14 protein-coding genes and 1 tRNA gene are annotated in these 18,511 nt (G+C 41.5%); 7 read left to right on the forward strand and 8 right to left on the reverse strand.

From position 1 onward, the window contains the following. Positions 1 to 49: 49 nt before the first annotated feature. The 6 genes from tolB (at position 50) to TAO_RS00535 (ending at position 4,176) form a co-directional block, all read left to right on the forward strand. Complete coding sequence (gene tolB, locus TAO_RS00510) at positions 50 to 1,300, forward strand: Tol-Pal system beta propeller repeat protein TolB (protein WP_231910517.1); 1,251 nt, start codon at positions 50 to 52, stop codon at positions 1,298 to 1,300. A gap of 38 nt (positions 1,301 to 1,338) precedes the next feature. Next, positions 1,339 to 1,896, forward strand: coding sequence for a peptidoglycan-associated lipoprotein Pal (pal, locus tag TAO_RS00515; RefSeq protein ID WP_096526135.1), 558 nt, complete (start codon positions 1,339 to 1,341; stop codon positions 1,894 to 1,896). Between the two features lie 11 nt (positions 1,897 to 1,907). Beyond that, positions 1,908 to 2,687 carry a tol-pal system protein YbgF gene (gene ybgF, locus TAO_RS00520; protein WP_096526136.1) on the forward strand — a complete coding sequence of 260 codons (780 nt, stop codon included), beginning with the start codon at positions 1,908 to 1,910 and terminating at the stop codon, positions 2,685 to 2,687. Between the two features lie 31 nt (positions 2,688 to 2,718). Next, on the forward strand, positions 2,719 to 3,360 hold the full coding sequence (queE, locus tag TAO_RS00525; protein ID WP_096526137.1) for a 7-carboxy-7-deazaguanine synthase QueE: 642 nt from the start codon (positions 2,719 to 2,721) through the stop codon (positions 3,358 to 3,360). After that, complete coding sequence (queC, locus tag TAO_RS00530; protein ID WP_096526138.1) at positions 3,350 to 4,036, forward strand: 7-cyano-7-deazaguanine synthase QueC; 687 nt, start codon at positions 3,350 to 3,352, stop codon at positions 4,034 to 4,036. The genes queE and queC overlap by 11 nt, the downstream gene beginning before the upstream one ends. 64 nt (positions 4,037 to 4,100) lie before the next feature. Beyond that, a tRNA-Lys gene (locus TAO_RS00535) sits at positions 4,101 to 4,176 on the forward strand. Positions 4,177 to 4,567: 391 nt separating this feature from the next. On the opposite strand, the gene TAO_RS00540 is transcribed toward TAO_RS00535, so the two are convergent. The 6 genes from TAO_RS00540 to TAO_RS00565 all read right to left on the reverse strand — a co-directional run bounded on the left by TAO_RS00540 (position 4,568) and on the right by TAO_RS00565 (position 12,822). Next, positions 4,568 to 5,737 (reverse strand): DesA family fatty acid desaturase, encoded by a 1,170-nt coding sequence (locus TAO_RS00540; RefSeq protein WP_096526139.1) that lies wholly within the window; start codon positions 5,735 to 5,737, stop codon positions 4,568 to 4,570. 321 nt (positions 5,738 to 6,058) lie between these two features. Beyond that, positions 6,059 to 7,717: an ABC transporter ATP-binding protein gene (locus TAO_RS00545; protein WP_096526140.1), complete on the reverse strand. Its 1,659-nt coding sequence runs from the start codon at positions 7,715 to 7,717 to the stop codon at positions 6,059 to 6,061. Positions 7,718 to 7,772: 55 nt separating this feature from the next. Beyond that, the gene (locus TAO_RS00550) at positions 7,773 to 8,960 is read right to left on the reverse strand and encodes an ABC transporter permease (protein WP_096526141.1); all 1,188 of its coding nucleotides are present in this window, start codon (positions 8,958 to 8,960) and stop codon (positions 7,773 to 7,775) included. 5 nt (positions 8,961 to 8,965) lie between these two features. Continuing rightward, entirely contained in the window at positions 8,966 to 10,345 is a 1,380-nt protein-coding gene (locus TAO_RS00555) for an ABC transporter permease (RefSeq protein ID WP_096526142.1), read from the reverse strand. Positions 10,346 to 10,352: 7 nt separating this feature from the next. Next, positions 10,353 to 12,215 carry an ABC transporter substrate-binding protein gene (locus tag TAO_RS00560; protein WP_096526143.1) on the reverse strand — a complete coding sequence of 621 codons (1,863 nt, stop codon included), beginning with the start codon at positions 12,213 to 12,215 and terminating at the stop codon, positions 10,353 to 10,355. Positions 12,216 to 12,531: 316 nt separating this feature from the next. Then, entirely contained in the window at positions 12,532 to 12,822 is a 291-nt protein-coding gene (locus TAO_RS00565; protein WP_172419094.1) for an RNA recognition motif domain-containing protein, read from the reverse strand. 440 nt (positions 12,823 to 13,262) lie between these two features. Here TAO_RS00565 and secF point away from each other — a divergent pair, with 440 nt between their 5' ends. Beyond that, a complete protein-coding gene (gene secF / locus TAO_RS00570) occupies positions 13,263 to 14,213 on the forward strand; it encodes a protein translocase subunit SecF (protein WP_096526145.1) in 951 nt (316 codons plus the stop codon). Between the two features lie 226 nt (positions 14,214 to 14,439). Here the strand turns inward: secF and TAO_RS00575 are convergent, their stop codons facing one another. Both TAO_RS00575 and TAO_RS00580 read right to left on the reverse strand, forming a co-directional pair. Beyond that, a complete protein-coding gene (locus TAO_RS00575) occupies positions 14,440 to 15,360 on the reverse strand; it encodes a formate/nitrite transporter family protein (RefSeq protein ID WP_096526146.1) in 921 nt (306 codons plus the stop codon). Between the two features lie 483 nt (positions 15,361 to 15,843). Then, a complete protein-coding gene (locus tag TAO_RS00580) occupies positions 15,844 to 18,141 on the reverse strand; it encodes a nitric-oxide reductase large subunit (protein WP_197702486.1) in 2,298 nt (765 codons plus the stop codon). Positions 18,142 to 18,511: the final 370 nt, after the last annotated feature.

The following is an 18,511-nucleotide window of genomic DNA, read 5'->3' on the forward strand; positions in this document are numbered from 1 at the left end:
GAATATAAAGATATTTAAATTTTTGTCGATACTGTCTCTGTTAATATTTATGCCAAATGTATCAGCAGTACTCACCATTGAGATTACTGGGGGTATAGAGGCTGCCTTGCCTATTGCCATTGTCCCGTTTGGGAATGAGGGCGGTGCCAGTGCTCCGCCGGAGGATGTATCTGCTGTTATTAGCGCTGATTTAGCTCTCAGTGGGCGTTTTACTCCGCTTCCAGAAAAAGATCTGCCTTCTAGACCCCATGAGGTTTCTGAAGTTAGATTTCAAGATTGGCGGCGATTAGGATCGGAGGGGTTGGTTATTGGTAAAGTAATTAATTTAGGAGGGGATCAATATGAAGTAAGCTTTCAGCTACTTGATGTATATAAGGCACAGCAGCTAGTAGGACGACGCTATAAAGTGCCGGCAGGAGATCTGCGCCATTTATCTCATCAAATTGCTGATTTAATCTATGAAACTTTAACTGGAGAAAAGGGGATCTTTACTTCTAGAATAGCTTTTGTAACGGTTGCAAAGGCAGCTAATGGAGGGAAAAAGTATGCTTTACAAGTCGCTGATATGGATGGGTATAATCCTCGTACCATATTACAGTCAAAGGAGCCTATTTTATCACCAGCTTGGTCGCCGGATGGTGCTAAATTAGCTTACGTGTCTTTTGAGCAAAAACGATCAGAGATCTTTATCCAAGAACTGCGTACTGGCCAGAGACAATCAGTAGCCGCATTTCCTGGAATTAATGGCGCACCAGATTGGTCACCTGATGGACGTAAACTTGCCTTTGTTTCATCTAAGGACGGTAATCCTGAGATCTATATTTATAGCTTAGTGGATGGTAAACTAGCTCGCCTTACTCGGGATGCTGCTATTGATACTGAACCTGTTTGGGCACCTGATGGAAAGAGTATTGTATTTACTTCTGATCGGGGGGGGCAGCCGCAGCTTTATCAGGTTTTAGCTGTAGGTGGCCAAGCAAAACGTTTGACTTTTGAGGGAACATATAATGCTTCTGCTTCTTTTGCTCCAGATGGTAAGCGTATAGCGTTGACTCATAGGGAAAATAAAGGGGGACAATTTCATATCGCTGTTCTTGATTTAGGAAGTAAAAATTTGCAAGTCCTGACTCAAACCCAGATGGATGAATCTCCAAGCTTTGCACCTAATGGCCGCATGATTCTCTATGCTACCGCAGGCCCTCAAGGGGGGGCTTTAGCTACTGTTTCTGTAGATAGGCGCATCCATCAACGTTTGATGCAACAGGGTGATGAAGTTAGGGAGCCCGCGTGGTCACCTTGAAATTAAAGAAATAAAATCTTAAAGGAGTTCTTAGCAATATGCGTCTAACTATTCCCATTCTCCTGCTACTAGTCTACTGGTTAGCAGGATGTGCAGGTGGTTCTGCCACAACGAAAAACGAGCCTTCTGCGATGCTGGCAGCAAACAAAAACCAAACTTTAACCGATGAAGGTGCAACAGCTTCAGGAGATGAAAGTGCAACGGCTTCAGGAGTATCCGAAGGAGAAACCTACCAAGGCGATCCTCTGAACAACCCTGATAGTCCCTTAGCTAACAAGGTATTTTATTTTAAATTTGATAGCGATGAAATCCAAGAGGATGATCGACCTTCTATTGAAGCCCATGGCGATTATCTAGCAAAACACCCTAATATCAAAGTATCTCTTGAAGGCCACACTGATGAGCGCGGATCTAGAGAATATAATTTAGCGCTAGGTGAGCGTCGCGCTAATGCGGTTCGTCGTCTATTACTTTTGATGGGCGCTTCTGAGGAACAAGTCAAGGTAGTAAGCTATGGAGAAGAGCGTCCAGCCGTAGAAGGCTATGATGAGGGGGCTTGGCAGCTAAATCGTCGAGTCGAGATAATTTATCCTTAAAATAATTAATAATGGCTTTTTGTCGTCAGTCTTATTGGTTTCTTGTTGGAGGAATCTTAGTCCAAATAGCAACGGTGGCTACTACGGTTGAGGCAGGTGATAAAGCTAACCTGGAGCAACGTGTTGAGCACTTGGAGCGTATTGTTCAAGGACAAGGATTGTCCGAGTTGCTATTGCAAGTGGAACAACTACAAGTGGATGTACGTCGGTTTCAAGGAGAGATTGAGGAATTACAGCATGAGATAGATGGCCTGAAGGACAAGCAACGGGAGCTGTATTCAGATTTGGATCGGCGGCTACAGGATCTAGGCTTATCTGATGGAGCATTATTGCCATCTTCTACAGAAGAGGTATCTAAAGATGGAGATACTGAGGCGTCTTCTGCAGCATCTGCTGATCCAGATCCAGATACTCAAGCATATCAGACTGCACTTGGTACGTTAAAGAAAGGGCAGTATAAAGAAGCTGCTACTGCTTTTAGCCTTTTTCTACAAGAGTATCCAGATAGTAGTTATCGAGATAATGCTCAATATTGGCTAGGGGAGACTTATTACGTGCTGCATGATTTTAGCGCAGCTGTAGAGGCTTTTCAGTCTCTGATTAACCGATATCCGGAGAGTCCTAAAATTCCTGGAGCTATACTTAAGCAGGGACTCTCTTATTATGAATTGGAGCAATGGGAGCAAGCAAAAGCTAAGCTCCATGAAGTACTTACTCATTACCCTGATTCTACCGCCAGCCATATGGCTGAAGAATATCTTGAAAAGATGAAGCGCGGGGGTCATACTTAGAAATCACGACTATAGCTATCTATCCCTAACTATGAGTCGGCTTCGCATTACTGAGATTTTTTACTCTTTACAGGGAGAAAGCCGCACTGTTGGTTATCCCACTGCATTTGTGCGTTTAACTGGTTGCCCCCTCCGTTGTCGCTATTGCGATACTGATTACGCTTTTCAGGGAGGGGTTTGGATGAATCTAGAGCAGATTTTCACTACGGTAGCTACGTTTAGTACCCACTACGTAACGGTAACTGGTGGCGAACCTTTAGCGCAGCCGGCATGTTTAGAGTTCCTAGCTCAACTTTGTAATGCCGAATACGAGACTTCATTAGAAACCAGTGGTGCGTTAGATATTTCAGCCGTTGATCCACGAGTGATTAAGGTTATGGATCTTAAAACTCCGGGATCAGGGGAAGAAAATCGTAATTTTTATGCCAACCTTGATTACTTACTATCTCATGATCAAATAAAGCTAGTCCTCTGCGATCGAGAAGATTACGATTGGGCTAAAACAATACTTGAAAAATATCGTTTGTTTGGGCGCTGTGAAGTGTTATTGTCCCCTAGCTACAATCAGCTTAATCCTACTGTATTAGCTGGGTGGATATTAGAAGATCACTTACCTGTAAGAATGCAAATTCAGCTGCATAAATACCTTTGGGGAGAAGAACCTGGACGATGATTCTCCTACAGCAGTGATTCTAGTTTCTGGGGGACTTGATTCTGCTACGACATTGGCAATTGCCAAAGATCTAGGGTTTGCTTGTTATGCTATAAGCTTTGACTATAGTCAACGGAATCGAGTTGAGCTTCAAGCAGCAGCAGAGATTTCTAGCTTGCTAGGAGTAATTGAACATAAAGTCATTAGAGTCGATTGGGGAGGAATTGGTGGCTCAGCATTAACTGATTCTAATATCCCAATACCAGAGAAGATAGCTGTAGGGGCTATTCCAGTGACTTATGTGCCTGCTAGGAATACGCTATTTTTAGCCTTTGCTTTAGGCTGGGCTGAAATATTAAAGGCTCAGGATATCTTTATTGGGGTTAATACTATAGATTATTCTGGTTATCCGGATTGCTGCCCAGAGTTTATTAAGGCTTTTGAATATCTTGCTAATCTGGCTACCTGTGCTAGCATGAAAGGGCAGGTATTTCATATTCAAGCACCTTTACTTTATCTTTCAAAAGCTGAGATTATTCGAAAAGGGATAAATCTTGGAATTGATTATTCTCGTACAGTTTCCTGTTATCAGGCAGATGAGGCAAAGCGTGCTTGCGGAGTTTGCGATAGTTGTCGCTTTCGTAAGCAAGGTTTTCTAGAAGCAAATATTGCTGATCCTACTATTTATTATCGTTAAATACTTACTATAGCTTGAGATTTTTGGCAACTCAGGTAAAATTAAGTTTTAGCTATTCTACTTAGGGCCGTTAGCTCAGTTGGTAGAGCACCGGGCTTTTAATCCGTGTGTCGAAGGTTCGAATCCTTCACGGCCCACCAAGTAAAACCTATTCTCATAATTTTTAGCAGCTCTATAGTCTAGCTAAAAAACCTTTCCCATTATCCATCGCTATTTTTAATCTCTATTTAGAGTAGAAACAAAAAATATTCCAAGAATAAAAATCTATTTTTAGCATTAAAAAATTAACATTAGGCTAGACTGCAATGCCGATGCGATCAAGACTTGTATACTAGCTATACTATAGATGGCTTTATTATTATAGAAGGTAAGGTAAAAGACTATTTCGGTTAGAGCTAAATAACTCTGTGGTAGGGTTGAATTGAGTAATTCTACCAAGATTCTAGGAGATGATATAAAGTCTTTATATCATCTCCTAGTAGGCCATTCATCTATCAGCTAACTTCCTAGCTAAACCGCAGAAAGTCACTGCTATGCCTTTTGTAGGGAATAACGGCGTAGGGAAAGAGAAAAATCTTCTAGGGCCTTAATTCCTGATTGCTCGGCCTGATGACACCACTCTTGAAGTGCCTGCAGTATGGATTCTTGATTTAACCAAGCTTGGGACCAAATCTCTTGCAATTGCTGACGAAACCGATAGACAGTTTCCAATTGATGGTGCTCTTGTATCATTGCTTGAAACTCAAGATGAGTTTTGGCATCAATCAATGCTTCATTACTGGTTAGCCAGCTTTGTATCTGCCGATATAGCTGTTTCCCCGGGAAGTGAATAGCTTCTTCCTTGAGTACGGGCAGCATAACTTTTTGGCCATAGGTGGTTATTAAATGGAAACGATGAGCCACTACTGCGCGAACAGTATCCTTATCAATTCCTTGTTTATCATTTCGAATGAGCAGCTTAGGTGCGATTTTTTTTACTCGCGCTAGCCCTAGCGCTTGAAAGAGGCAAATATACATCCACCCAAGGTCAATCTCATACCATTTTGATGAGAATTTTGCTGAACTACCGTAGGCATGATGATTGTTGTGTAGTTCCTCTCCTCCAATGAGGATACCCCAAGGGAGGATATTAGTGGAAGCATCGGCTACTTCATAATTACGATATCCCCAGTAATGGCCTATTCCGTTGATTACCCCTGCTGCAAAAAAAGGAATCCAATGCATTTGAACCCCCCATACAAGTATTCCTGGCACTCCCAATAAAATTAGATCAAGAAAGAACATTAGGGCAATACCTAAGAAACTATGTTTGGTATATAAATGGCGCTCGATCCAATCATCAGGGGTAGCATGCCCATATTGCTCAGATACTCGAATATCTCGAGCTGATTGTCGATACACTTGAGCCCCTTGCCAAAGCACTTTTTGGATACCTAGGATTTGTGGGCTATGGGGGTCGTCTTCGCCTTCACATTTAGCATGATGTTTACGATGCACTGCAACCCATTCTTTAGTAACGATCCCTGTAGTAAGCCAGAGCCAGAAGCGGAAAAAGTGGCCCAGCCACGGATGAAGCTCTATGCCACGATGAGCTTGGTGGCGGTGCAGATAAATAGTTACACTCACTATTGTTAAGTGAGTTAAAAGCAATGTTATTGCTACATATCCCCAGCCAGATAAATTTAATAACCCAAAAAACATAAGGTTTAATCTCCAATTATATAAAATCTCGTCAGCAAAATTAGCTCTCTAGTGGCTAGATTGACACTTTAGGCTATTTTAGATGAATGGATTTTATTATTATTTCAGCCTACTATACTTTAAATTCCCAACGGTTATTTTATTAAGTTAAATTACCTTGTCGATGATAGGAAACCATTTCTTAATTTTATACTTTTCCCCTTAGTATGGATATTTAAGGGTAAAATTACTACATAGTGTATTAAATTTCTATTTCCATGTAACTACTTATCTTTAGTGAGAGATTTTTCAAGGGTAAATAACAGATACAACCCTTATTATTTATAGTACTACTTTAGGTACAGATTCTAGTAGTTTTTGCGTATAAGGATGAGTAGGTGCCTGATAAATATGTTCCGTGGAGCCTTGCTCAATAATGCGTCCACTGCGCATTATTGCCAATTTATTGCTAATATATCTTACTACGCCGATATTATGCGTGATGAACAATAATGTAAGGTTACGCTTATATTGTAGCTCTAGAAGTAATTCTAAAATCTCAGCCTGCATGGATACATCTAAAGCACTTGTAATTTCATCACAAACGATAAAACGAGGCTCTAAAGCAAGCGCTCTGGCAATACAGATACGTTGACGTTGGCCGCCAGAAAATTCATGGGGGTAGCGCCATAGATAATCTTCTTTAAGGTGTACTTGCTGAAGTAGAGCGCTGGCTCGATCAAGGCGATCTTGAGGAGAGCCGCCGATACCATGGGCCGCCATGGGTTCAGTCAAAGTTGTGGCAATAGTGAGACGAGGATTTAGTGATGATAAAGGATCTTGGAAAATAATTTGTAACTCTCGCCGATAGCGGCGTAGTTCATTATGCCGTAATGTAGCCAAATTAGTACCCGCATAGCAGATTTGCCCTCCAGTAGGTTCTACAAGGCGAAGTATGGCTCGTCCTAGCGTAGTTTTACCACAACCGGATTCACCCACAAGCCCAAAGATCTGACCTACTGGAATAATTAAATTGATTCCATCTACGGCTCGGACATAACCCGCCGTACGTTGTAGTATGCCTTTGCGGATAGGGAAATGTACCTGTAGTTGGCGAAGTTCTAATAGGGGGGGATCTTCAGTGATTGTAGTTGTATTGATCGTCTTTGCTGTTGTTTTATGATGTTTGAGGTTCTCTGGTAGCGCTGCTAGGAGTTGACGGGTATAGATATGCTGAGGGTGATGTAAAACGTCTTTTAAAGATCCGGATTCGACAATTTTCCCTAGTCGCATAACGGCTAATTGGTGTGCTATTTGCGAGACTACCCCGAAATCATGAGTAATGAATAAAATACCCATATTCCGCCGTGTTTGTAACTCACGCATTAAGCGTAAAATTTCAGCCTGGATAGTGACATCAAGCGCTGTTGTTGGCTCATCAGCGATGAGTAGATCCGGCTCACAAGCCATGGCCATAGCGATCATTACTCGTTGACGCTGGCCACCAGAGAGTCGATGAGGGTATTCATCAATACGCTGCGCTGGGTTTGGGATTTGTACCTGATCTAAAGCGGCTATAGTTCGCTCCCGTGCTTCAAACTCATCCATATTAGGGAAGTGTAATTGTAAAGCTTCTATAATTTGTTCACCAATCGTAAATACTGGATTTAGGCAGGTCATAGGCTCTTGAAAGATCATAGCAATTCTAGCACCACGGATTTTTCGCTTACGTGGCTCAGATAAATGCAATAAATCTACCGTTTCATGCTGGCCATTATTATGGCGCCAATCAAATAGGATCTGCCCATCAGGGTGACTACTGATATTTTGAGGAAGTAGTTGAATTACTGATAAAGCGGTAATAGATTTACCGCTACCTGACTCACCTACTAAACAAAAAGTCTCTCCTCGATCGATGGTAAAGCTGACTCCATCTACTGCCTTGATGGTTTTATTACCTGTTCGGAGATAAGTTTTTAGGTTGTTAACTTGTAGTAGCACAGCGTTTGATTAATACCAAAATGAGCATAGAGTGTAGGTGATCTGTTGTTATGATTTAAGATTTCTTTAGGTAAGGATCGATAGCATCACGAAGAGCTTCGCCAATTAGATTATAGGTGAATACGGTGAGAAAAATTGCCCCACCAGGAAAGGTTGCCATCCACCAATTAAAAGTAGAAGATTTTACTGCTTGATTGAGCATTTGACCCCATGAGGGATCATCTACTAAGCCTAAACCAAGAAAACTCAATACAGCTTCCGCAAGAATAGCAGAGGCTACACCAAAGCTGGCCGCTACTAGGATAGGCCCGATCCCATTAGGTAGCATGTGCCGAAATAGGATGGAGCGCAACGGTAATCCGCAAGCGATGGCAGCTTGAACAAAGTCCTGTTGCCGTAAGCGTAGAAATTCAGCACGTACATAACGAGCATAACTTGACCAGCTCGTGATACCAATGATTACCATGAGCATATATAAATTATGACCAAAGAAGGCGACAAAAGTAAGTAATAGGAACAGCGTGGGTACCGCCTCGAAGATTTCAACTAGACGCATGCCAATAATATCTATCACCCCGGAAAAATAGCCCATAAAGCCGCCGATAAGAATACCAATTACCATAGCAATACCCGTAGCAACAAAACCAATACCCAGTGAGATGCGCGAAGCATAAATCATTCGCGATAAAACATCAGCTCCGTTTTCATCAGTACCAAGCCAGTGATTTCCTGTTGGAGAGTCAAGAGGTGGCTGTAGCCCAGGCTCGTTTCGATCTCGTTGGTAGTCCTTAGGAGAGTAAGGAATGGGAGCGTATATCACCCAGTTATAGGTTCCAATAGCTTCCTGCTGTCGATATTGTTCGTAGATAGTTAGAACTGGAGGATGTATAAAAATAGCGCTCAATACGCCAGTAAAAATCAACGTGCTAATAAGTCCCCACAGCCAAATATATAGAGGTGGCTGCATCAAGCTTAAAGTAAGGCCAGTAAAAAATAATGCTAAAAGAATCAGATCAATAGGAGCGAGATAATGTAGCAAGGGGCTACTAATATGGCCGTTTTGGCTAAGTAATAGTGGGTGGCTGTTAGCTAGAAAGGGAGCAAATACCGCTAAAAATCCTAACAGCCCTATCCAGACTAGTCCTAAGCGCGCGCCTCGATGGGCAAGCACCTCATATACTATTTGGATGGTATAGCTGTGGTTTGGTTTTAGTAGTGCTAATGAGCGAGCAATATAGCCCATGTAACTTAGTCGTAGCTAACCCGAGGGTCAGCAATAGCATAGCAAATATCAGCAATAAGATAGCCAAGTAGGGTTAATAGGCCGCTAATGAGGGTAATGGAAAGTACTAGCTCTCGATCTCGAGCCTGTACTGATTCTACTGCTAATTTACCCATACCTTCAATGGAGAAAATAGATTCTACAATAACTGATCCAGCTAGTAATCCAGGCAGGAGCGTAGCTGAGACAGTAATAAGTGGTAGCAAACTATTGCGGAATACATGGTTCCAAAGAACCATATTCTCTGCTAATCCTTTTGCTCGTGCAGTACGAGCATAGTTAGCCATTAAATTTTCTAATATGGCAGTGCGGGTTAATTTTGCAAGAAAAGCAAAACTACCGTAAGTTAAGCATAATACGGGTAGAATTAGATGCCAAAGCCGATCTAATAGAAACCCGCGAATAAATTCACCACTATACCATTGGGTACTCATCAATAGCCCTGTTCCTGCCCCTAACAGAGCCATTATTCCTGTGCGTAGGCCAGTGTGATTTATATAACTTAGCCCTCCAGCAGTGATAGCTAGTATTTCTCCTAGAAATACGGCTGACTCTATAGAAGGAGTAGGTAAGCTAAGAGTCATCCAGAGACCAAACCCCAGTCCTAATCCGAGCAGTATAATACTACGGAGCAGCCGTGGAGTTTTCAGCGCTAACCCTATACCAATGATCGTACCAATAGCACTAGCGCTAAAAAGCTGGATAACATCATAGATGGAGCTCCAATGGGGCAAAAAAGGCATATCTAATGCCTCCCGTGTGCTTAACCCTGCTGTAGGAAACCAGTGCCAATATTGGTTACTAGCAAAGAATCCGATTAATAGAATCCCAGCCAGCATAGTTGGAATTGACCATAATCCTAGCATTAAGGTGCTTGAGCTTAAATCAAATGCTTTGCCTCGTTCAGTAGCGGCGTGTACGCCAACAGTAATAGCTAAAATGTAAATCAAGGGGAGAGAAAGTATATTTAACAGTAGCGTGATAGGCACCCGTTCTTTAAGTAGATCAAGGGCTGGGCGGCCATAGTGAAAACTAGTCCCCAAGTTTGGTTCCTTCCAAAAGGAGAATCTTCTGGTGTTAGTTTTTGAGTCATGAGTAAATCCGATAGGTGAGATATTATTTAACCAGCGTAGATACTGGATAGCAGGTGGAGAATCTAAACCATAGAGCTTATTGTAATAATCTTCTAGTGCTTTTTTTGCCTCAGGTTCCAGATTTTGGCCGCCGATTAAGCTTTGAGCGCTTATACCGCCAGGCGAGGCTGCCATAACGGTGAATACAACTAGAGTAATACCAAGCAGTGCCGGAATCATTAACAGAAAGCGGCGGATAATATAGGCGAGCATGGATTATTTAATGGGTAGTATATTTTTGTTCAGCCTTTGGTATATACCATTCCACCGGTGTTATTCCCAAATTTAAGCCAAGCTGAGTAGTTTTCACATTACGTATTCGTTGATCTACAAATACCAGCGATTTGCTTCGTAATAGAAAAGTATAGGGCTGATCTTCGTAGAGAATACGCTCACAATTTTGCCATAAATCCATGCGCTCGGACTCGTTAATTGTAGTTCGTGCTTGATCGATGAGGGCATCAAGTTTTAGGTTTCGATAGCCAATGAAATTATCACCGCCAATTATAGTCTGACTACTATGAAACATTGGGTAAATATCGATTTCAATTCCACCCGTCCACCCTATGGTAATGGCATCGAAATCTTTCTTATTAATTTTATCAAGCATCACTGGCCATTCGGCAGGTTCGGGTTCAAGTAAGATACCGGCATGAGCATATAAATCTTTAAGTAATAATATCAGGCGCCGAGTATCATCTAGATCTTGAAAAAATACCAATTTAAACTGAAAAGGTTTGCCTTCAATATCTTCTATAACGCCATCTCCATTCCGATCAGCGTAACCGGCTTGCGCTAATAAGTTTTTAGCTTTAGTGAGATTAAAAGGCTGTGGAGTTAGTGTTGGATCATGTTGAGGGCTGCTGGGGTTAAATGGGCTTATTGCTGGATCTGCGTAACCTTCCATAATTTGGTTGATGATTCGCGCTTGATCAGTCAGAGCGGTCATTGCCTGACGTACTCGTCGGTCAGCAAAACGGGTAGGCTGCCCATCGCGTTCTTCATTCCAAGCGATGAAATTATAGCCAGCTGTAGGGTTTCTATACTCAAAGTGCTGGGTATGCTCTGTAAAGCTGTGATCTTTAAGTAATTTCTGATACTCCAGTGGCCGAGCACTATAAATATCAATATTGCCATTGCGAAATGTAGTTAGGCGTGCACTGTCATTAGCAATAACTTTCCATAATAACTTATTAGCAGAAGGCTGTACTGGTCCCCAGTAGCGGGAGTTATACTCTAATTCTACTAAGCCCTGATCTGGGGTCCAGCCTTTAGGATCCTTAAGTCGATAAGGCCCTGATCCTAGTAACAAGCCTTTAGATTGGTTAAATTTCTCTGGTTGATCTAGATAAGATTCATAGAAATGTTGGGGCAATACAGGTAAGCTACCAGCAAGTGCTAGGCTATCAAAGTAAGGTTCTTTAAATTTGAACTCAACTAGATCAGAGCTAAGGGCAGTAACGCTCTCAAGTTTATTGTAATAAGCACGTTCCCGTGGTGCTGCAATAGCCGGATTCATGATAAAGGCAAAGGAGAAAGCAATATCCTTAGCAGTGAGAGGCTCACCATCAGAGAAAGTAAGCCCCTTTCGTAAGTGAAATTGAATTGTAAGCTTATCCTCATTAATACTCCAGTCATGAGCTAGCAATCCTTGCCACTCTAGAGATTCTGGATTACGGCTAAGGAGTGATTCAAGCACGTAGTTTTGGATCTCAGCCGCATAAGCATCGCTGGAGACCAGTGGTGTAAGAGTCTTAAGACCTACGCTAAAAGCTTGTATGAGCCAATCTCCAGAACTGTAATCTGGTTGCTGCGTAGCAGCGTAGGCGCGATGGAATACCAGTGGAATATCTGCTGTATCATTTTTTTTAGTAGTGGTAGCTAATCCATTAGTGGCGGCTGCTTTATATAATAATTGATGTAATCTACGTAAATCTTTAGCTTGCTCCGTTAAGGCTTGATTTATCTCGGCCAATTTAAGCCATTGCCGATCAATCATATACATAGCAAGTAGGATGAGCACCCCTAGTAGGCTTAAAGACAAGAATAAGAAAAAATTTTTAACTGTGAGTCGGCGTGCCATGGTGAGGTGCTGTAGGCTGGTTTTGGGTGATTGTGAGAAGGTTTGGATAAAATATAATGACCGTACTTATTTTAAATAAAAAACTATTATGGATCTATTATATATAAAATTTTAAAAATATTTAGGGTGCTTAGTATGACTTGCGTACAGATAGCCTTACTTAGATAATGCTATACAGGACTCCGAGATGGTGGGGTAGGGAGCGAAGGAGTTCGTTATAATAGCAATTACAAAAAACCACCTACTATCTATGATAGTAAGTGGTTTGATTATTAGTTATTCTATACTAAACTAATAAAATAATGATAGTTAGAGTCTAGAAGCGTTTTTGACGATCACCAAACCTCTCACGGCGAGGCTCTTCACTGCGGGGACGCGCCTGATTAACTACAATCTGCCGCCCCTTTAGATCAGTGTTATTCATTTCTTTAATAGCGGTTTCGCCATCCTCTTTCTTAACCATTTCAACAAATCCAAACCCTTTAGATCGGTTTGAAAATTTGTCCATAATCACTGTAGCTGAGGAAACCTCACCATAATTTTGAAATGCTGATCTTAGATCTTCATCTGTTACTTGATAGGAGAGATTTCCAACGTAGATATTCACTGTGCATATTCCTGAATTTATACGTGCCATTCGACCAATATCATCATAATCTTAACTAATGGCACGTAAATCAAGACCTGATGTATCATAAACTTAATAACTTAAGATTCGCTTATCTTTGAATTCCGCAAACTTAAGTAATGAGCATAGCATAAATTAAGCATGCTGCAAGTACTAGCATTAATTTTTTATAGGATGCTCGTATTATCATCTTTTTTAAAGACTATCTTTTAATAATAGTTAGTACGCTTAGACTGCCCTGCTGTGATTTACTTTGTACAATGCATGTGTTTATTTTATCGCTAGATATAACAAAATCCTTGGGTATCCTAAGATCTAGGATTAAAATATCTTAATTTGCAAATGTTATAGAGATACTATGAGGGTTTCTTAGGTAGTTTACCTAGGATATTTCGATAGCAACCTAGTTAAGGCACATAATGGAAATTTTCAAGAAAAAGACCCATTTTGATTTTATGGGTAAACGACGTTTAGCATTAATGTTGTCAACGGGAATAAATCTTTTATCTATAGCTTTTCTTATTTTTCGCGGGCTTAATTTTGGCCTTGATTACACGGGGGGTATGCTATTAGAGATTGGCTATGAACAACCAGTAGAGCTCTCTGAGGTGCGAAAAAGTCTAGCTGAGATAGGTTACCAAGAGGCATTAGTACAGCATTTTGGTACTACACGAGAGGTTATGATTCGGCTAGCACCGCAGGAAGGAAAAAATAGCCAAAAAATTGGAGATGAGGTACTAAAAGCCTTAAAAACAGGAAATACAGGAAATGATGATCGTATCAATCTACGTCGGGTAGAATTTGTTGGCCCAGAAATGGGTGAAGAACTGGCAACGGATGGCTGGATGGCCATGTTTTATGCCACCATTGGTATTCTTATTTATGTCACATTTCGGTTTGAGTATCGATTTGCCACCGGCGCTGTAGTAGCCCTTGTTCATGATGTACTTGTAATTCTTGGTATATTTTCGATGTTTTGGCTTGAGTTTGACCTGACTGTATTAGCAGCCGTACTTGCAGTGATTGGTTATTCTCTTAATGATACAGTGATTATTGCTGATCGAATTCGAGAAAATTTCCATAAATTACGTAAAGCAACCACGATTGAGGTACTTAACAGCGCTATTAATGACACTCTGTCACGTACAATAATGACAAGTGCTCTTACATTGATGGTATTAATAGTTTTTTATTTTCTAGGCGGAGAAGCCCTTCATGGTTTCTCTCTTGCCCTTATTATCGGCATTATAGTAGGGACTTACTCCTCTATTTATATTGCAAGCCCCATTGCTTTAGTTTTGGGTGTAAATAAGACTCATTTTTTAGTTAAGAGCAAGGGCATCACTACTAGTAAGGATAATCTTCTATAGCTGATATTATATTGTTGAAAACAGGAAAATATTTAAGAGTAGCTCTTGTAGTGTAGGGTTGTTTAGGAGTAGGCGGGTTTAACCTAATTCTTCTGTGATAGTGGTGTGAGGGAGTGATACTTATTTTGAGAGATCATGTAAAGGTAAGCAAAAAATATCAGAGTGGTAAGAGAAGAGAAAAAGCAAAGCGGCGGGTAAGCCGCTTTGCTTTAGTATGATTACTGACTCATTTATAAGTTGTTGTACTATGGGTGTAATACCAAAGGGTAGAATTAAAGACAGCTGCACCAAGGATATTGCCGATAGTCACAGGGATTTGATTCCACACCCACCATTCATAAATACTGACTTTCGCACCAGAAAGTATTCCTGCTGGGAAAACAAACATATTGACTACGGTATGCTCAAAGCCTAGGGCGAAGAAAGTACCAATAGCTATCCACATCAATACCACTTTTCCCGGAACGCTGCGAGCCGCCTTAGACATAATAGGCCCTAGACTCACTAGCCAATTACAAAGGATTCCCATCCCGATAGCTGTTAACCACCCTATAGCGCCATAATGCACATACTCAGCTTTATGCTCAGCTACGTGCGCTATAGTGACTAGGAGCGGTGGTGGCGGAACAGAGCCACCCTTGGTCAAAGAGAACCACAGTAAGCAAGCAAAGAAAATCCCCCCGAGGAGGTTTCCTAGGAAGGTCAAAGCCCAATTACGGATCACTCCCAACGGAGTAACCCGACCTGCATACATTCCAATAGGCATGACTGAAAAGCTTCCAGTAGCCATTTCAAGGCCTAAAGTTGACAACATAACATAGCCTACTGGAAATAATAGGCCAGCAGCTCCACTAGGCCATCCTTGCGCTATAAGCAAGAATGAGAGTGCCGCTCCATAAGCCAAAAAAGGGGTACATAAAAACCCCCGTATTAGTGTGTGGTGAGCAGCAAAATGATCTTTTTTAACCGCGTCCTCAACAAGATCTTTCCCCATTTGGACTGGGGGTACGGCATCAAGTAACGGAGGGGGATCGGATTTTGGAGGAGCCGTGTTAACTGCTGTCTCAGTGCTCCTAGTGGCTGTAGCACTAGCCGCTGGTCTATCGGCATAGCCTGGTTCGTAAGTTTTACTGAAAGTATCACTCATGCTATTGCAGTCTCCTTATTGTTTTAAGATTGGCTATTATTCATACTAGATCTTCTCAATCTCCTGCTAATTTTGTGCCATATTAAATAACAATAAATAACATATTGTTTTTAAAACAAAATAAGAAAATTAATATTAAGCGAGTAACTCAAATTACAAGAGTTTTACAACGCTAGTGGCTCATAATGGTTGATTTCAACCAATTTTCCTACTCTCAGGAAATTTTGAATGATATTTATAGGTAGTGTAGCTAAAACGGCTTGATACATTGATGCCGCTTATATTTACCAGTAGGCAGGTAATTGCTGAAGTGAGTAGCCAACATGGTCGATCTCATGCTCAATTTTATCTAACCGCCTAATCCTAATATAGAGACTTTGAAGAAAGCTATTAAAGTTAATAAATCTAGCTAGCTTTCTGTAGGTAATAAGCGATAGGGTTCTGCGCTAAGTCACTCCCTAGCGTAGAACCCTATTAGTTAAATTAGCGAGATTCAGTGCTAGTTGCGCGTACGCTTAACCAGCCTTTGGTTGCAGCAATGAGCAGCGGTAAAGATCCGAAAACTATAAAGACTACATCGCCAGGTAAGCGTAACCACTCAAGTAGGCGTGCAGTATCGCTTGCTGTATATTCAAGGCTGCGAGCGTGCCAGTAACCGTTCTGGAGTACATCCCATACTTGTAATACTCCACCAGGAAACAGGCTCATGACTATCATCATCCCAAGGCCAATATTAGTACCGAAGAAAGCCATCTTGAAATATTTTTCAATACTAGGCCAGCGTGTTTCCTCTGTAGTTTGGCGTAATACGAATGCCATCATTGCGATAGCCAGCATTCCAAACACACCCATGAATGCAGCATGCCCATGATTAGGTGTTAGGATAGTACCTGTTTCATAGTAGCTAACGATAGGTAAATTGACTAAGAGACCGAATACGCCAGCACCAGTAAAATTCCAAAACCCCACAGCCATAAGAAAGTAGAAGGTCCACTTATGAGGTAAGTTATCTAGGTTACCTTGTTCATGTTGTCCGCTACGAGCTGTTTGTACAAAGCCCCAAGCTTCTAAGGTGATGAGGGTTAGGGGGACCACTTCTATGACTGAAAATAGCCCTGATAAGGCCATATTAAAATGAGTTTGGCCATTAAAATACCAATGATGACCCGTGCCTACAAGTCCTCCGAGAAAGACTAAGATGCAATCAAAATAAACTGCACGTAGTGCGGTATTACGGCTTACAAGGCCAATCTTAAAGAACACAAGGGCAACTACGGTTGTAGCAAAGAGTTCAAAAAAACCCTCAACCCATAGATGTATGATCCAAAAACGCCAAGTATCGACTACGGTAAAATTAGTTTTAGCGCCATAAAATAAGGCCGGAATATAGAATATTGGAATGGCCAGTGATGTTAGTAGAAACATTCGCGCCAGTGGTTTGACCTCTGGATGACTCACCTTACGTGGATGAGCTAACCACCATAGCACCCCAAACCAAATTAACAACCCAGCCACCAACAAATATTGCCATAGGCGACCGATTTCAAGAAATTCCCAGCCTTGATTGCCAATCCAAAACCAAAAATCACCTAACATATTTACCATTCCTAGCCATTCGCCTAGCAGGCTTGCGCCAATAACGACTGCAAAAGCGCAGAATAGTCGATTAACCCAAGTGGTTAATCCATCAGGTTCATCATCTCGTAAGGTACGGCCGAGGAACAGAGCAGCAGCTACGTAGGCAGTAGCAATCCAGAAGATTGCTGTTTGTAAGTGCCAAGTGCGTATTAAGTTGCTGGGAAAAATTTTATCGATTGGAAGGCCGTAGAAATCGCCTGGCTCAGCCCGGGAATGGGCAGCAGCACCACCTAATAAGGTTTGTATGAAAAATAACAGGGCTACTACAACAAAGAACTTCACTAGAGCACGTTGTCCAGGGCTAGCTTGACCTAGCAGTATATGCGGGGGCCCTTGATGACGACCACTCCAGCCTAGAAATTCAAATCTACCAGATGACAGTAATACAGCTCCAATACCACCTAATAGCACAACTAGGCTTAGTGCGCTCCATAGCAATGCTCCAGAAGTAGGTTGATTACCTACACTGGGATCATAGGGAAAATTATTAGTGTAGGAGAAATTTTCATCAGGACGATTGGCTACCGATGCCCAAGCAGCCCAAGTTACAAAGGCAGTAAATTGCTGCAATTCTGTTGAGTCAGTGATTGTGTCAGGCTTAAGCCCGCCGTTGGTAGTTGGATCTTTAAAATAATCGGTCCAGTGTTTGATTTCTTGGCGGTAAGCTTCAGTTTCAGCGGGTGTTAATTTAAGTACCCCAGTAGCACTATCATAGCGGTTAGTTTTCAGCATAACGGTTACTTCGGCTCTCACCGCTGCTTGTTCAGATAGTGTGAGTTGCGCCATATTTTTATGATAGCGCTCCTGAGCAAGTGTTGCCGCTATACCTTCACCAATACGATGTAGCGCTGTGGCGGAGTAGTCAGGGCCAAGATAGGCCCCATGGCCCCAAATACTGCCATTATTCATTAGGCCGTACTTTAAGAATACTTCTTGACCACCACTAATGTCATCGCTAGTGAATAATATATTTCCCTGAATATCCTCTATCTTTAGCGGAATAGGTGGGGCATTATGGTAAGCCTTGTGAGTAATCGACAATAGCAGGGCAAAGCCGATTACCATTACCATGATAATACTTCTAATCCACCATGGCGATAACGGACCACTGTCTTCATTGGAAGCAGATGCAAAGGTTTTCATATATCCTCCTAAAGCGAGTAATTAAATACCTAACGATACCGTTAAACCGTAGATCGTTTTTCTAGCTATCCTCTTACATACCAATCCGCTTTTAAATTTACCCCTTATGTGTTTATCATAACTATATTATTTATCATGAATTTAATTTCAAGCTAAGCAAATTATTGGAAGTTTTAGGATTGAGGTAAGTTGATTGGAATAAGTTTTATCAAATCTTTTTGATGTAATCAAGATACATGTTTAATTATAGTTATTAAAAAATAGGGATCTTTGTCTTGGATTACCTAGGGATTTCTAATAGATCTAGTCAAAGCTAAGGCTGGTATAAGGATGGTTTATGGTTTGGCAATTAATCTAGATTTTAAAAATA

The sequence above is a fragment of the Candidatus Nitrosoglobus terrae genome, from assembly GCF_002356115.1.
Taxonomy (GTDB): domain Bacteria; phylum Pseudomonadota; class Gammaproteobacteria; order Nitrosococcales; family Nitrosococcaceae; genus Nitrosoglobus; species Nitrosoglobus terrae.

Excerpts from the sequence above, each read along its gene's own strand:
- tolB (WP_231910517.1), top strand. The coding sequence starts at position 50 with ATGCCAAATGTATCAGCAGTACTCACCATTGAGATTACTGGGGGTATA.
- pal (WP_096526135.1), top strand. The coding sequence starts at position 1,339 with ATGCGTCTAACTATTCCCATTCTCCTGCTACTAGTCTACTGGTTAGCA.
- ybgF (WP_096526136.1), top strand. The coding sequence starts at position 1,908 with ATGGCTTTTTGTCGTCAGTCTTATTGGTTTCTTGTTGGAGGAATCTTA.
- queE (WP_096526137.1), top strand. The coding sequence starts at position 2,719 with ATGAGTCGGCTTCGCATTACTGAGATTTTTTACTCTTTACAGGGAGAA.
- TAO_RS00540 (WP_096526139.1), bottom strand. The coding sequence starts at position 5,737 with ATGTTTTTTGGGTTATTAAATTTATCTGGCTGGGGATATGTAGCAATA.
- TAO_RS00550 (WP_096526141.1), bottom strand. The coding sequence starts at position 8,960 with ATGGGCTATATTGCTCGCTCATTAGCACTACTAAAACCAAACCACAGC.
- TAO_RS00555 (WP_096526142.1), bottom strand. The coding sequence starts at position 10,345 with ATGCTCGCCTATATTATCCGCCGCTTTCTGTTAATGATTCCGGCACTG.
- TAO_RS00560 (WP_096526143.1), bottom strand. The coding sequence starts at position 12,215 with ATGGCACGCCGACTCACAGTTAAAAATTTTTTCTTATTCTTGTCTTTA.
- secF (WP_096526145.1), top strand. The coding sequence starts at position 13,263 with ATGGAAATTTTCAAGAAAAAGACCCATTTTGATTTTATGGGTAAACGA.
- TAO_RS00575 (WP_096526146.1), bottom strand. The coding sequence starts at position 15,360 with ATGAGTGATACTTTCAGTAAAACTTACGAACCAGGCTATGCCGATAGA.
- TAO_RS00580 (WP_197702486.1), bottom strand. The coding sequence starts at position 18,141 with ATGAAAACCTTTGCATCTGCTTCCAATGAAGACAGTGGTCCGTTATCG.